Raw genomic sequence first — 15,588 nt, 5'->3', positions numbered from 1 at the left:
CCTTATCTAATTGACATATAATTTAATACTCGTTCAGCAATTCTATAATACCCTTCGTAGTTCGGGTGGAAATTGTCGTCGGCATATAGGTTAATATTATTTGTATCATTAAATAAATCTTCAATTGGTATAAAAGTACTATTTTCATATTCGTCTGTAATGCTGATTCCAGTATCATTCCAGTCACTAACGATCATATCAAGCTCTTGGATGTCTTCAAAGTAATTTTTAAAAGGATTATAAATCCCTACTAAATAAATATAAGAATCGGGATTAATTTCCCGGATTTCAGTGAAAATATCTTGGAGCCTTTGCTCATAATGAACTTGTTCTACTTGAAAATCATTAATATCTAAGCTTGTGATATTTTCCTTAACCACTTGCATAATGTCGTTTGCACCAATAGTTACTAAAGCAATATCTGATTCTTGAATGGCATCAATCAAATTTTGTTCATTTCGTAATCTTTCTAGCAGTTGATCTGTTCGGTTACCTCGTTTTCCGAAGTTATCAAATTCAGCACTATATCCAGTACTATTTATTGTTCTATCAAGAATGCCAACATAACCGCCTTGCTCGGTTTCATCACCAACACCCTGAGTTAATGAATCACCAACAGCAACGATTTGTGTTTCATCTGTAGATAAGAAGTTCATCGTTCCCTGAACAGCTTCATTGATAACTTTGGGGAAGGAATTTCCTGATGTTTCTTCGGCTTCTGCATTCTCATTAGCTGTTTCGTCATTCGTATTGTCTTGTTGATTGTTTGATTTATTTTGATCTACTTGTTTTTGTAGTGCTGTTTCTTTCTCTATTTGGTCGGAGGAAAGATGCTTAAATGGATCTTGAGATTGGTAGATAAATCCAATTATAATAAGAAGTACTAACGCAACCAATCCGCTGTAGATCATAATCTTTTTCTTGTTTTTCATGTAATCACACCTATGCAGTTCTTTTCTTATATATTATGAATTAGTAAATGGATTTGTCTATGAAGAAGGCTGGAGTAGATGGATTTTTATAATAATAGTTTAATCCATTTATTGATAACCTAAACCAACAATTTATAGGAATAAAAGCACAAGCGACCGTTTAGCAACGTAGCGAGTGTCTCCCTTTTTTTTTAAGGATGGTTCGACAATGGTCGAACTTCCTTTTTTCTTTAAGATAAAGGACACGGTAAGGTGACAACCGATGATGACTTTCACCCAAGGGTATAAGTGCGACCACGCCATTCGGCAGTCTTCGTAGGGCAATTTCGTGAAGTCGCCGTTGCTGGTCGATGGAGCTAGAAGTGGCCTTATCTTTCTATGAACGATTGGAATTCCCAATTTTTATACTCTTATCTTTTCAAAAAAAAAAGCCTTCATTATGGAAGGCTCCTTATCTTATATATATTTTAATACCCTTATAAAATGAAACATAAACACATTTTAGAGCTAATTATAATTTGATTGGTTGTTTCGTCTCTTGACCATTACGAAGTTGTAGAGCGATTTTTGCTGGAGATTGATTGGTTATCACAATATTATTTTTTAATTGCGCAGATTGATTATCCGATGCAAAAACAATCGTATTTGTAGGTACTACTCCTTCGATAGACGGTATTGTCTCATCAATCCAAATAGCATCAACTTCTGTATTAAGATCACTTAAAGATGTCACCGGCAATATTTCATATCCTAGTGTTTTAAGCGGTGCTATTTGATCTTGGTCTATTTGAAGCGTAGCTATTACTTTTTTTCTCACTCCATTGCTTCGATCAAATGGAGATTGAAGTAACCATTGTACTGCAACTTCCTCTTGAGATGGTTTATTTGTACGTGATTTACCAGTAGCCTTTTCAATTGCTTGGTCAAGATCAGCGATAATATCATCGATAGACTCAAGACCTACGGATAATCGTACTAATTCTTCTGTTACACCACTTAATGCTAAGTCATCTTCGTTTAATTGTTGATGAGTGGTAGATGCCGGATGAATAATGAGAGATTTGGCATCTCCTACATTTGCAACATGTGACCATAATGAAACATTATCTATTAATGTTCGACCTGCTTCTCTACCACCAGATATTCCGAAAGTAATAATAGATCCGAAGCTTTGTTTTAAATATTTACCTGCCAGTTCGTGAGATGGATGCTCTTCTAATCCTGGATAATTCACCCATTCGACAGCTGGATGTGCTTGTAAATAGTTTGCTAATTGTAATGCATTATCCGTATGTCGTTTAATGCGTAAGTGTAATGTTTCTAATCCTTGCAGTAACAGAAAGGCATTTTGTGGGCTAAGGGATGCTCCAATATCACGCAATAACTGCACTCGAAGCTTTGTAATATATGCCTCCGCACCAAGATCAACGTATTTTAACCCATTATAACTTTCATCAGGTTTTACAAAGTCCGGGAAACGTTGGTTATTCCAATCAAACCGACCACTATCGACGACAACACCACCAATGGTTGTTCCATGCCCCCCAATCCATTTAGTTGCGGAATGAACAACAATATCTGCACCCCAAGTTAATGGCTTTGTTACATAAGGTGTAGCAAAGGTATTATCAATAATTAACGGTACACCATGCTTATGTGCTACTTCAGCAACTTTTTCAACATCAAATACATAGAGGCTAGGGTTGGTTATAATTTCACCAAAAACTGCCTTTGTCTTTTCTGTAATAGCATCTTCAATTGCTTGAGGATCTGTACCATCTACAAATTTTACATTAATTCCGTAACGTGGAAGGGTATTAGCAAATAGATTGAATGTACCTCCGTATAAGTTGCTATCTGCAACAATTTCATCTCCAGAACCAGCAATATTAAGAATTGCTAACGTAATCGCAGCCATACCGGATGATGTAGCAACAGCGCCAATACCATCTTCTAGTTGAGTAATTCGTTGTTCGAAAGCATCTACAGTTGGGTTCATAATACGTGAATAAATATTTCCTGGTTCTGCTAAACCAAATAAATTTTGTGCATGTTCGGTATCTCGAAACACATAGGATGTAGTTTGATATATTGGAACTGCACGTGATCCAGTTGATGGATCTGGTTCTTGCCCACCATGAAGTAAGATAGTTTCTGCTTGTAATGATTGAAATTTAGACATCGTATTTCCTCCTTGAAATTATTATTTTTAAAGTAATAAGAGAAGGATTAAAAAAAAAGCCCCCTTCATAAGAAGAGGACTTTGTCTTTATAAAACCGAACCTCCTCTTATCTTCCAGACAATTGTCTGTAGGATTTAGCACCTTTCAATAGCAAAATTGCCACAGGTTGCCGGGTTTCGCAGGGCCTATTCCCTCCACCACTCTTGATAAGAGATTTGCTTATTAAATTGTTATAAAGTATATCTTGTTTTCTTATTGATTGTCAACAGTAAATTTATAATTATTTTAAAATTCATATAATCAATGCTTTTTCCCTCGCTTGCGGGGTAATTGTTTATATAAGCTATACATATAAATTGCTAGTGCTAACCAAATAAATAAAAATGTGATCATATGGTGAGTAGTAAAGGATTCTTTATATAGAAATACGCCAAGAAAGAACATCACAGTCGGTGCAACATACTGTAAGAATCCAACAGAAGCGAGCGGTATTCTTCTTGCCCCCGCAGCAAATAGAAGCAAAGGAATAGCAGTAACAATGCCTCCACCTATTAAAAATAGATTTTCCACGGTCAAGATAGGATTTAATGAAAATCCTTGTGCTTGAGGAGCTAACCATATATATAATAATGCAAATGGTGTCATAACAAGTGTTTCTAACGTAAGCCCAAACATTGCACTGAGATCTAGGGTCTTCTTGATGAAACCATAAATGGCGAAAGAAGCAGCTAAAAATATCGATATCCATGGGAAGATCCCATACCCTAATGTAAGATAAATTACTGCTGCTCCAGCAAGAATAAATGAGAATATCTGCGCTTTGGTTGATGGTTCTTTTAGAATGATTAATCCCAATAATATACTTAAAATTGGATTAATATAGTAGCCTAAACTAGCTTGTAGAACGTGTCCTCCGTTGACGGCAAATATAAACAAAAACCAATTTAGTGTAATTACAATCGATGCTAAGGTGATGGAAATGATTTTTTTTCGATCTTGCTTCATATGCTTTATCGTATGTACAAAAGCCCGCCATTTTCCAGACACCATTACAAGGAAAATCATAAATACACAACTCCAAATAATACGGTGTGCAAGAATAGTTCCTGCTTCAATTGTGTCAATTTGTTTCCAATAGATTGGTAGAAATCCCCAGAGTAAGTATGCACTAAATGCAAGAATCATACCTTGCTGAAATGATGATTTATTCCCCATATTTTTTCCTTCTTTCTATAAGTACATTGAGTTTTATCTAATAATAGATGGATTTTTGAAGAGAATCAATTATTTGAATTCATGATAAAGAAAACGCTTTCATAAATGTTGTAAATACTTTATTATTGTATTTGACGATGATTAATCGTCTGTAAAAACTAAATAAGACTGTACAAGAGCTTGGACGGACACGAATGCTGGTGTTCAGCTTTTTTATTATTAATTAGGGTGGAAAACCAATATAAAAGAGGGGGATTTTGGTGAAAAAAAAGTCATATAAACATATGGAAACGTCAGTTATCCATGAAGGTTACGATTCAACACAGATGCTTGGGAGCTTGACACCTCCAATATTCCAAACATCAACATATACATTTGACTCAGCAGAACAGGGGCAAGCACGGTTTGCTGCAGAAGAGGAAGGGTATATTTATTCACGTTTAGGTAATCCAACTGTACGCATTTTGGAGGAGAGGATTGCAGCATTAGAAGGTGGAGAGCGAGGATTAGCTTTTTCATCTGGGATGGCAGCCGTATCCGCTATTTTACTTGCATTAACAAAAGCCAATGATCACATTATTTGCTCTTCAGGATTATATGGCTGTACGTATGGTTTGTTATCTATGATGGAAGAAAAGTATAACATTAGAACCGATTACTCCACTATGTTATCCGAAAAGGAATTGGAAGACCAGATAACCAAAGATACTGCATTAATTTATGTAGAAACGCCCATTAATCCTACCATGCAAGTAATTGACTTAGAATTAGTTGTGAATGTAGCTAAGAAATATCGACTGCCAGTAGTAGTTGATAATACTTTTTCGTCCCCATATTTACAGCGGCCGTTAGAATTAGGATGTGATTTTGTCATTCATAGTGCTACGAAGTATATTGGGGGGCATGGTGATGTAATTGCGGGGCTTGCAGTTGGAAAAAAAGAGATAATGGATACAATTGCCTTAACTACGCAAAAAGATATTGGGGGAGTTTTGTCTCCCTTTGATGCGTGGCTATTGATTCGAGGACTAAAAACATTACCAATACGAATGGATAGACATAGTAGTAATGCAGAAAAAATAGTTCAACAACTAAAATTACACAAAGCAGTAAAAAACGTTTATTATCCTGGTGATCCTGATTTTTCTAATGTTGAGATTGCCAATAAACAAATGAAGTTCGCAGGAGGCGTCCTTGCGTTTGAAGTCAAAGGTGGAAAGAAAGAAGCGCAACAAGTATTAAATAATCTTAACTTTATAAAAATAGCTGTTAGCTTAGGAGATGCGGAATCATTAATGGAACATCCAGCTTCTATGACACATGCCGTTATTCCGGTTGAGGAACGAGCAAAGATGGGAATAACTGAATCCTTATTAAGGCTTTCGGTTGGAATTGAAGCATGGGAAGACATTTGGGAAGATATTCAACAAGCACTTGATAACATTTAAATTGGGTATAACAATTTAAGAAGTATTCTACTGACTTAAATGTTGGTAGATACTTCTTTTTTAATGTGTATCGACTTGGGAACAATATATAAGATAAAGAGCAGTAAAGAACTTAGAGGTATTATCTAGAAAAGCAATTCTGTGCTATTATTAGAAAGTATAGTGTTTGTTTAGTTAGGGGGCAATGGCTATGGGAATAACTTCTTTGTTATTAGGACTAACATTTATTCTTAATATTGCATTAGCTATTTCTATTATTTTTCTTGAACGTAAAGACCCTACGTCCTCTTGGGCATGGGTGATGGTCCTTTTATTTATACCAATCCTCGGTTTCTTTCTTTATTTGATATTTGGAAAGCCAATTAGTAATAGGAAGATTTTTTCGTGGGATAAGAAGAGTCGGCTAGGTGTAAAAACAACAGTCCAATCTCAATTAAGGCTTTTAGAAGAAAATCAATTTGAATTTAACCAACCAGACCTTATCGAACATAAGGATCTCGTATATTTACATTTGAAAAATGATGAAGCAATTTATACGCAAAATAATGGCGTCGATATTTTTACAGATGGTCAATCGAAGTTTGATGCTTTGTTAGAGGATATTGAAAATGCGAAAAAACATGTACATATTCAATACTATATTATGCGAAGTGATGGTTTAGGAAATCGACTTGCTGATATGTTGATTAAAAAAGTAAATGAAGGTGTAGAAGTGAGAGTCCTGTACGATGATATGGGTTCAAGGTCGTTAAAAAGCAGTTATATAAAACGATTGAAAAAAGCTGGAGTGATGGTCGAAGCATTTTTTCCATCTCGATTTATAGTTAATTTTAAAATTAATTATCGAAATCACCGTAAACTAGCTATTATTGATGGATATATTGGATATTTAGGTGGCTTTAATGTAGGGGATGAATATTTAGGGATTAATAAGAAATTTGGTTATTGGAGAGATACTCATCTTCGTGTAATAGGGGATGCGGTACAAAGTATGCAAACCCGTTTTATTTTAGATTGGAATCAAGCATCGAGGGATAATATTTCATATAATGAAAGTTATTATGAAACACTTTCTGCTGGAAATGTCGGCATGCAAATTGTTACTAGTGGTCCCGATTCGGAATATGAACAAATCAAAAATGGTTATATTAAAATGATTATGGAGGCAAATGAGTATATTTATATCCAAACTCCTTATTTTATTCCGGATGAAAGCTTAAGGGATGCATTAAAAATCGCTGTATTATCTGGAGTACATGTTAAAATTATGATACCAAACAAACCCGATCATCCATTTGTGTATTGGGCGACATTATCGTATTGTGGTGATTTGATTCAAGCTGGGGCAGAAATTTTTATTTATCAGAATGGATTCTTGCATGCTAAAACAATTATTGTAGATGGTAGAATAGCTTCAGTTGGTACAGCTAATATCGATGTACGTAGTTTCCGACTTAATTTTGAAGTGAATGCATTTTTATATGACTCTGAAGTGGTGGACCGGTTATTAAATAAGTTCGATACAGATTTAGAAAAATCAACACAAATGACAATGAAACTTTATGAACAAAGATCTATAGGAATACGGTTTAAAGAATCTATTTCCAGATTGATCTCGCCTGTCTTGTAAAAATATACAACATAATGAAAAAGCATAATAGGAGTGAATTTGAATGAAAGCAAAACCTTGTTCGGCATCTCTAGCAATAAAGACGACACACGTACTTCCACCTGATACAAATCCTTATGATACATTATTTGGTGGAAAACTAATGGCACATTTAGATGATATAGCGGGAATTGCCGCTGTGAAGCATGCTAATAATCCTGTAGTAACGGCATCTACAGATTCAGTAGACTTTCTAGCACCGGTCCGAGTTGGACAATACATTTCTATCGAAGCATTTGTAACATGGACACATAAGACTTCTATGGAAGTATTTATTCGTGCGATTACAGAAGATATAAAAACAGGTAAAAGAAAAGCTTGTACAACCGCATTTATGACATTTGTAGCAATTGATGAAAATGGAAAACCGATCTCGGTTCCTCCTGTATATCCAGAAAATGATGATGAAAAGATGCTGCATGAAAGTGCACCTCTACGAGCAAATCGTCGTGAAGAGAGAAGACTTAATTCAAAAAAACTCGCAGAAACTTTTGGGACAACCTACCGTACGGAAAAATAAATAGTATAGTATTAAAAAACGGATGCAGACTTCTTCGAAGCTTGCATCCATTTTAGTGTTGTTTTAATTCATCAGCTGATACATACTGGTCAGCCCATTTCTGAATTTCTTGAATGACAGGTTCTAAATTTTTACCTTTTGGTGAAAGTGAATATTCAATACGAACAGGAAATTCGGAATAAATATTTCGTTCAACAATTCCTTCTTTTTCAAGAAGTTTTAAACGGTCAGAAAGTAACCTTCCACTGATTGGTAAATCGGCTTCCATTTCGGAAAAACGCTTTGCTCCTTTTAATAACTCAAACAAGATTAAACCGACCCATCTTGTACTTAATAATCCCATCGCTTTTTCAAAACGCGGACAAAGCTGCTGATCCATCGTGTTCACCTCAATCTATATAATTCCTAAACATTAATTACAAAAAGTAATCGTTGAATCAAGAATAACATAAACGGATATGATAGTAAATGTGACGCTATCTTATGCACGAATATAAATTTTGGCAATTTTCCGTTGAATGTGAAATAATAGAAAGGATGATAGATTATAGATAACTTTGTGGAGGTTAGACAATGATTAGTACACATACACAAGAAAAATATGCGGAATTAACATTAAAAAAAGGGGTTAATCTACAAAAAGGACAAGCAGTTATGATTAATGCTCCAATAGAAGGCGCTGATTTCACACGAATTGTTGCTCGTAAGGCTTACGAATTAGGTGCTAAAGATGTACATATTAATTGGATGGATGATGAGTTAACTTTATTAAAGTATCAGAACGCGCCGGACGAGGTCATTGAGCACTATCCAGAATGGAAAGTGAAATTGCATGATTCATTTGCAGAAGATGGTGCGGCAGTAGTCAATATTCGCGCAACTGACCCAGATTTGTTAAAAGACATAGACCCATCTAAAGTGGCTAAAGCAAATAAAGCTTCTGCCCAAGCAATGGTGAACTTCCGAAAGTATACCATGAATGATAAAATTCCTTGGACGATTATTTCAATCCCATCAAAAGCATGGGCAAAGAAAATTTTTCCTGATAAATCGGAAACGGATGCAGTGGAAAGTTTATGGGAAGCAATATTAAAGATTGTTCGAGTAGATCAGGAAGATCCGGTTGCAGCATGGGATCAGCACAATGAAACATTGAAGACAGCTCGTGAAGTTTTAAATGATAAAGAATACAAAAAGTTAATTTTTAAAGCGCCAGGAACAGATTTAGAGATGGAGCTACCTGATGGCCATATATGGAAAGGTGGATCTGCAGAAGCAGAAACAGGAGTTAGTTTTAATCCAAATATGCCTACTGAGGAAGTGTTTTCTCTACCACATAAATATGGTGTAAATGGAACGGTTTCCAGTACAAAGCCATTAAATTATGGCGGAAGTTTAATTGATAATTTTACATTAACTTTTAAAGATGGAAAAGTTGTTGATTTTAAAGCAGAGCAAGGAGAAGCTGTTTTAAAACATTTGCTAGATTCGGATGAAGGAGCACTACGTTTAGGAGAAATAGCGTTAGTACCACATGAATCACCAGTATCTCAATCAGGATTAATCTTCTATAATACATTATTTGATGAAAATGCGTCTTGTCATATAGCTTTAGGTAAAGCATATCCAACAAACTTAAAAGGCGGTTCTTCAATGGATTTGGATGAATTAGATAAGCATGGTGTAAACGATAGTCTTATTCATGTTGACTTTATGATTGGCTCTGAACAAATGGATATTGATGGTGTAAAAGCAGATGGTACGACGGAGCCTGTATTTAGAAACGGAACATGGGCACTTAATATTAAAGGATAATCATTGAGTACCAAAACAATAGGTTTTACCTTACTTAAACATAGTATTGAAGGTTAGAAAAATAGGCGATTTCCTTGGATATGGCTCAACCATTCGACTTGTGCTTTTCCCAAAGAAGTCGCCTATTTATCTTATTCACATTACAGCAGCTTAATTCTAAGCCTTAATTATACTTCAAATAGATCATTTTTAATGAGAGCGGCTTTGATTTTCGTGTAACTCAATTCTTCAGATAGTGCTTCTTTAATAGGTTTCAATTTAGACTCTCCTATTTCTTCATACGTTGCAAGTATTGCTTGTTCTTCTTTATCAGAAAGGAAAAAACTCCATGATAAAGGATAACCTTCTTTACCAGCTTTAAATAAATGTGTCTCTACCGTTGTTTCTGATAGTTCACGTATAGAGGCAATTTCAGGAATCGTTTTGCCACTATAAAATAATTGATGGCTTATAATATGAGAAGGTCGATCGTCTTTTATTGTTTGTACGTTTCTCGTAGAACGGTTAATTGGAATTGGTTGCTTTATAGTAGGATTATTTTCTTTCCAATTAAGGATGATTTCTAAGAAATCCTCACCATATTGATCCCATTTTTTCTCTCCAACACCTTTTATAGATAACATGTCTTCTTTATTAGTAGGGAAATATCTTGCCATATCTTTTAAAGATGTATCAGAGAATAAAACATATGGAGGTAGTTCTAATTGCTGGGCAAGTTCCTTACGTTTATTGCGTAATTCCTCGAATAAAGAGGTATTATAATCGACAGATTCATTAGTTGGGATAGGACTAGAAAACATGGTAACTTTACGTTTTCCCTTCAGCACCTCAACAGAATTCTTGTTTAGTTTTAATAAGGGGAATCTGCCTTCTTCTATGGATAAAAGGTTTTCAGCAATTAAGAAATGAATTTGTTCCGTTATTTGTTTTTCTGTGTACTTAGCCATAATGCCATAAGTAGTAAGTTTTTGAAGTCGGAATCCCATAATCTTTTTATCTTTAGAGCCTTTAAGTACCTTCGAAGTGATGCTAACTCCAAATCGTTCTTCCAACCGTTTTACACATGAAAGAATCATTTGCGCTTCTTCTGTTATATCTAATTTTTCTTTGCGTTCGGTACAATTACTACAACGATTACACGTAGCTGATGCATTATCCTGCTCAGACTGGAAATAATCTAAAATATACAAATTTAAACAGCTGTGCGTATGACAGTAATTCGTCATAGATTGAAGTTTTCTATATTCCTTTTGTTGTGCTTCTTCCTCCATATCGGATTGTTCAATTAAAAATTTTTGTAATTGTACATCCTGTGGAGAATAGAGCAAAATACAATCGCTTGGTTCTCCATCTCTACCAGACCTACCAGCTTCTTGGTAGTAAGACTCAATGTTCATTGGCATCGCGTAATGGATAACAAAACGCACATTAGACTTATCAATACCCATTCCAAATGCATTTGTAGCGACCATAATGGTAGTTTTATCATGAATAAAAGACATTTGTTCTTCTTGTCGTTCTTTCTCGGATAATCCAGCATGGTATTTGGATACATGATAACCTGCTTTATGTAATAATTCATAGATACTATCTACTTGTTTGCGGGTAGCAGCATATATAATCCCTGATTCATCTTGATGTTCTTTTAAATAGGAATGAATATAATCTTGTTTGTTCTTTCCTTTAACCAAATGGAAGGAAAGATTTTTGCGTTCAAAGCCTGTATGTACAGTATGTTCATCGGATATATGTAAAAGTTGTTGTATATCCCGAATGACTTCTTTTGTAGCGGTAGCAGTTAATGCCATTATTACAGGAATATGTGGTAAACGTGTGATATTAGGAATAATTGAACGATAACTTGGTCTAAAATCGTGTCCCCATTGTGAAATACAATGTGCTTCATCAAACGCTATTAATGAAAGATAAGTTCGTTTAATCGCTTGTATAAAATAATCAGACTCAAATCTTTCCGGAGCCACATAGACAAAATCATATTTGCCGGCTTGCATGCCGTAAAGCCGTTTGTTTTGTTCTTGGGTAGAAATCGAACTATTAATGTATGTTGCGGAAATTCCAAGAGCTTCTAAAGCATCCACTTGATCTTTCATTAGGGAAATAAGCGGAGATATGATAATAGAAGTACCATTCATTGATAATCCTGGTATTTGATAACATATTGATTTCCCGCCACCTGTTGGCATAATCGCTAAAGTGTTTTGATGCTGAATAACGGAAGAAATTGCTGCATCTTGACCAGGTCGGAATTGTTGATAGCCGAAATATTTTTCTAATAGTTGCACTTGTTCTTGCATGTTTTCCGACTCCTTTATAAAAAAGTATATCTATAACCTATCGTAGAACTTGTAATGAAGAAAGTAAAGTTTTCTATGTTTAGAAAGAACTTTAATACACAAGACTGATTTAAACCAGTTTACATTATCTAAATAAATCGTCCGCGCTAAATTTATTTACATATCATCCCGACATATATAAAATGTTTTTATATCAAAAAAGAAAAAAGGAGGGTAATGTATGGTTCCTTCTCTATTATTTGAAATAATGTTAATCGGAGTGCTTGGTATAGCATCTCAATGGATTGCATGGCGCTACCGATTACCTGCCATCGTCGTAATGTCGGTTACAGGGTTAGCGGTTGGTCCAATATTTGGAGTTATTAATCCAGAAGAGGATTTTGGAGCGCTTTATAGTCCACTCATCTCAGCTGCTGTAGCAATTATACTATTTGAAGGTAGTTTGAACTTAAGCTTTAAAGAGTTGCGTGGAATAGGAAGGCCTGTATTTCGCATATCCACGATTGGAGCCTTTATTGCATGGATACTAGGGTCGTTAACGGCTCATTATATAGCTGGTCTATCTTGGGCAGTAGCGTTTGTCATTGGTGGTTTATTTGTTGTAACAGGTCCAACTGTTATAATGCCACTACTCCGTCAAGCGAAATTGAAAGCTCGTCCTGCTAAGATTTTAAAATGGGAAGGGATTATTGTAGACCCGATTGGTGCACTTTTAGCAGTGTTTGCATTTGAAATTATCACCTTTTTAACGGCAGCAAACCCTGATGCAATGCAATTAGTATTGTTCTTCGCAGCTTCGTTGTTTGCTGTGTTCATCGGCTACGTGCTTGGTAAAGGACTTGGATGGATGTTTGAAATGGGACATATCCCTGAATTTCTAAAATCACCTGCAATTGTAGTTGTCGTCCTCCTATGCTTTACGCTTGCAGATGAAGTAATGCATGAAACAGGATTACTGTCTGTAACAGCAATGGGTATAACGTTAGCAAATATGGGAATTAGTTCAATTTCTGATATGCGTCATTTTAAAGAAAATATATCCGTTTTACTTATTTCGACTATATTTATCATGTTAACTGCTTCATTAGACAGGGAAACCATTATGCAAATATTTAGTCCAAATATTATCTTATATGTTCTTCTTATGATGTTTGCAGTTCGTCCATTGTCTATATTCTTATCGACTATTGGAACCGGCCTAAGTTTAAATGAAAAGACACTACTTGGCTGGATTGCGCCACGTGGAATTGTTGCATTAACGGTATCAGGTTATTTTGCAAATGTGCTAAGCGATTCAGGATACGAGGATGCTTCTATTCTAACAGCACTTACGTTTGCACTTGTTATATTTACCGTTGTTGCACATGGATTTTCTATTGGTTGGTTATCGAAAAAACTTGGATTATCAAATGAAGGAAATCCAGGAGCTTTAATTGTTGGGAGTAACCCATTTACCATTGAACTTGCAAAATCCCTAGGAGAGGCAAAGTACCCAGCAATTATTGTAAGTTCTTCCTGGGAAGATCTAGCTCCAGCCCGAAGTGCCGGATTACATGTTTATCACGGTAGTATGCTATCAGAACAAACAGAGCATCATCTCGATACGATACCTTATGAGTATTTACTAACCGTAACAAATGATCATGCATATAACTCTCTTATCTGTACAACGTTTATGCCTGAATATGGAAGGACAAATGTATTTAAAGTTAGTCCTTATACGCATTTTGAAGATGGTTACTCTACTGGAGTGGTATCGAAAGTAGGCGGGCGAATTTTATTTAATAAAAAGTTCTCATTAGAAGAACTCGTGGAGAAGGTAGAAGATGGATTTACGGTAAGAAGAACAACTTTATCGGAGCAATTTACATTCGATCACTATAAGGAAAAGAAAGATCCAGATACGGTATTCTTATTTTTAATTAAACCTTCTGGACAACTTAAGTTCTTCTCTGAAGAGATGCGAACTGTTCCAGTATCAGGTGACGTGATTGTTAGTCTAACAAAGCAGAGTAATGATTAAATATAAACTCCTTAGGGAAAGCCAATATTTGGTTATCCTAAGGAGTTTTTAATTTTGATATTCATTAATATTAGCTAACATTAAAGTAGAAAGAAAAAGAGCTGCCAAAGATAGGCAGCTCGTAAGTTAATTCGTCGGAAGTTCATCTAGTTGACGATTAACTTCGGCAATTTCATTTTCTAAACGGATTAATTGTTCTTCTGCAGAGGATACTCTTCCTTTTACGTACTCTAACTTATCCAGGTCACTTTGAATTCGTACATAATCTGATTTAAGTTCATCTAGTTTTGCCTCAAGTTCTTGACGAGTGTTCAAATGGAACTTCCCCTTTCCTAAATAAGCGCGTCTTGTTTTTCTTTTTTGGATTTGACATACGTCTGATAAAAATGAATTGCTATCGTTCTAAATACTGCATAAATCGGTACGGCAAATAGAATTCCAATAAATCCTGCAATGCTACCCGCTGCTAAAATGGTTGTAATAACCGTTAATGGATGTAGATTTAATACCTGTCCCATTACATTCGGTGAAATCAGTGTACTTTCAATTTGCTGTGCGACTAACATAATAATAGCTACCCACAAAAGGTTCATAGGGTCTTGGAATGCTCCAACGAGTAACGCTGGTATCACGGCAATGTATGGTCCTAAAAATGGAATTACATTCATCAACATTCCAAATAATGCTAGAATGACTGAATATTGTAATCCAATAATCAAATATCCAATTAATAGTAATATACCTACAGCTAAACTCACTAATAATTGACCTTGAATAAACGATGTTAACACTTTATCAATTTTACTAAGTAGGCTTTGAATATTTTTTGCTTTCTTTTCACTAAATAATTGAGTGATAAATGGAACTAATTTATGCCCATCCTTTAACATAAAGAATAAGAAAAATGGAATAAGGATTACACCTAGTACAATGCTAACAAGCTGCCCAATAAATGCTCCTAAAAATCCAAAAATATTACTTGTTGCATTTTCTAGATACGCAGGAATATCTTGTGCAAAATCATTGATTGCAGAGATCACTTGATCCGGAATACTGGAGTAATTTTGCTGCCAGTAGGAAATAAAATCTTCTACCATTTTAATCATACCAGGAATGCTATCAATTAATCGATTGGCTTGATCACGAGCGATTGGCCAGATGAATAAAACAAACAACGCAATCACAGATATAATTAACAGAAACACAATTACGATGGAGAGGATTTTAGGAACTTTTCGTTTCACTAAAAAATTCATTACAGGTTTGGTTAGATAATATAAAATTCCTGCACCTATAATAGGAAGGGCTACTGCACCAATTAATTGCAGTAAAGGTGTGAAAATAAAACTTGTCTGCGAAATTAACAGAATCAGCAGAAACAAGAGTATAAAGAACATTAACACTTGAAACCATCGCTTGTGCGACATAACATCACTACTTTCTATATCGTCTATGATTAGTATTATTT

At 35.1% G+C, this 15,588-nt stretch carries 12 protein-coding genes and 1 riboswitch; of the genes, 5 read left to right on the top strand and 7 right to left on the bottom strand.

Translation table 11 applies throughout. The features are described from left to right. Nucleotides 1-2: 2 nt before the first annotated feature. The 3 genes from C794_RS16475 to rarD all read right to left on the bottom strand — a co-directional run bounded on the left by C794_RS16475 (nt 3) and on the right by rarD (nt 4,330). Complete coding sequence (locus tag C794_RS16475) at nt 3-932, bottom strand: SGNH/GDSL hydrolase family protein (RefSeq protein WP_017798268.1); 930 nt, start codon at nt 930-932, stop codon at nt 3-5. A gap of 511 nt (nt 933-1,443) precedes the next feature. Continuing rightward, entirely contained in the window at nt 1,444-3,114 is a 1,671-nt protein-coding gene (locus C794_RS16470; RefSeq protein WP_017798267.1) for an O-acetylhomoserine aminocarboxypropyltransferase/cysteine synthase family protein, read from the bottom strand. A 104-nt stretch (nt 3,115-3,218) separates the two neighbouring features. Continuing rightward, nucleotides 3,219-3,328: riboswitch (SAM riboswitch) on the bottom strand. Between the two features lie 87 nt (nt 3,329-3,415). Next, nucleotides 3,416-4,330 (bottom strand): EamA family transporter RarD, encoded by a 915-nt coding sequence (gene rarD / locus C794_RS16465; RefSeq protein WP_017798266.1) that lies wholly within the window; start codon nt 4,328-4,330, stop codon nt 3,416-3,418. Nucleotides 4,331-4,614: 284 nt separating this feature from the next. On the opposite strand from rarD, the gene megL reads away from it, so the two are divergent. From megL to C794_RS16450, 3 genes are all read left to right on the top strand, one after another. Continuing rightward, the gene (gene megL / locus C794_RS16460) at nt 4,615-5,778 is read left to right on the top strand and encodes a methionine gamma-lyase (RefSeq protein ID WP_039819841.1); all 1,164 of its coding nucleotides are present in this window, start codon (nt 4,615-4,617) and stop codon (nt 5,776-5,778) included. Nucleotides 5,779-5,968: 190 nt separating this feature from the next. After that, the gene (gene cls, locus C794_RS16455; RefSeq protein WP_017798264.1) at nt 5,969-7,408 is read left to right on the top strand and encodes a cardiolipin synthase; all 1,440 of its coding nucleotides are present in this window, start codon (nt 5,969-5,971) and stop codon (nt 7,406-7,408) included. Between the two features lie 43 nt (nt 7,409-7,451). Further along, nucleotides 7,452-7,967: an acyl-CoA thioesterase gene (locus tag C794_RS16450; protein ID WP_017798263.1), complete on the top strand. Its 516-nt coding sequence runs from the start codon at nt 7,452-7,454 to the stop codon at nt 7,965-7,967. 52 nt (nt 7,968-8,019) lie between these two features. Here C794_RS16450 and C794_RS16445 read toward each other — a convergent pair whose 3' ends face one another. After that, nucleotides 8,020-8,346, bottom strand: coding sequence for a winged helix-turn-helix transcriptional regulator (locus C794_RS16445; protein ID WP_017798262.1), 327 nt, complete (start codon nt 8,344-8,346; stop codon nt 8,020-8,022). Between the two features lie 194 nt (nt 8,347-8,540). On the opposite strand from C794_RS16445, the gene C794_RS16440 reads away from it, so the two are divergent. Continuing rightward, complete coding sequence (locus C794_RS16440) at nt 8,541-9,782, top strand: aminopeptidase (RefSeq protein ID WP_017798261.1); 1,242 nt, start codon at nt 8,541-8,543, stop codon at nt 9,780-9,782. A gap of 167 nt (nt 9,783-9,949) precedes the next feature. On the opposite strand, the gene recQ is transcribed toward C794_RS16440, so the two are convergent. Continuing rightward, nucleotides 9,950-12,097, bottom strand: a complete 2,148-nt coding sequence (gene recQ / locus C794_RS16435; protein ID WP_017798260.1) for a DNA helicase RecQ — start codon at nt 12,095-12,097, stop codon at nt 9,950-9,952. A gap of 220 nt (nt 12,098-12,317) precedes the next feature. Here recQ and C794_RS16430 point away from each other — a divergent pair, with 220 nt between their 5' ends. Then, the gene (locus C794_RS16430) at nt 12,318-14,120 is read left to right on the top strand and encodes a cation:proton antiporter (RefSeq protein ID WP_017798259.1); all 1,803 of its coding nucleotides are present in this window, start codon (nt 12,318-12,320) and stop codon (nt 14,118-14,120) included. A 126-nt stretch (nt 14,121-14,246) separates the two neighbouring features. On the opposite strand, the gene C794_RS16425 is transcribed toward C794_RS16430, so the two are convergent. Both C794_RS16425 and C794_RS16420 read right to left on the bottom strand, forming a co-directional pair. Further along, a complete protein-coding gene (locus tag C794_RS16425; RefSeq protein ID WP_017798258.1) occupies nt 14,247-14,435 on the bottom strand; it encodes an SE1832 family protein in 189 nt (62 codons plus the stop codon). Nucleotides 14,436-14,452: 17 nt separating this feature from the next. Beyond that, nucleotides 14,453-15,547 carry an AI-2E family transporter gene (locus C794_RS16420; RefSeq protein ID WP_017798257.1) on the bottom strand — a complete coding sequence of 365 codons (1,095 nt, stop codon included), beginning with the start codon at nt 15,545-15,547 and terminating at the stop codon, nt 14,453-14,455. Between the last annotated feature and the right edge of the window lie 41 nt (nt 15,548-15,588).

Origin of the sequence: Oceanobacillus kimchii X50, from assembly GCF_000340475.1 — a bacterium.
Taxonomy (GTDB): Bacteria; Bacillota; Bacilli; order Bacillales; family Amphibacillaceae; genus Oceanobacillus; species Oceanobacillus kimchii.
This window is presented reverse-complemented; position numbering and strand designations above follow the sequence as displayed.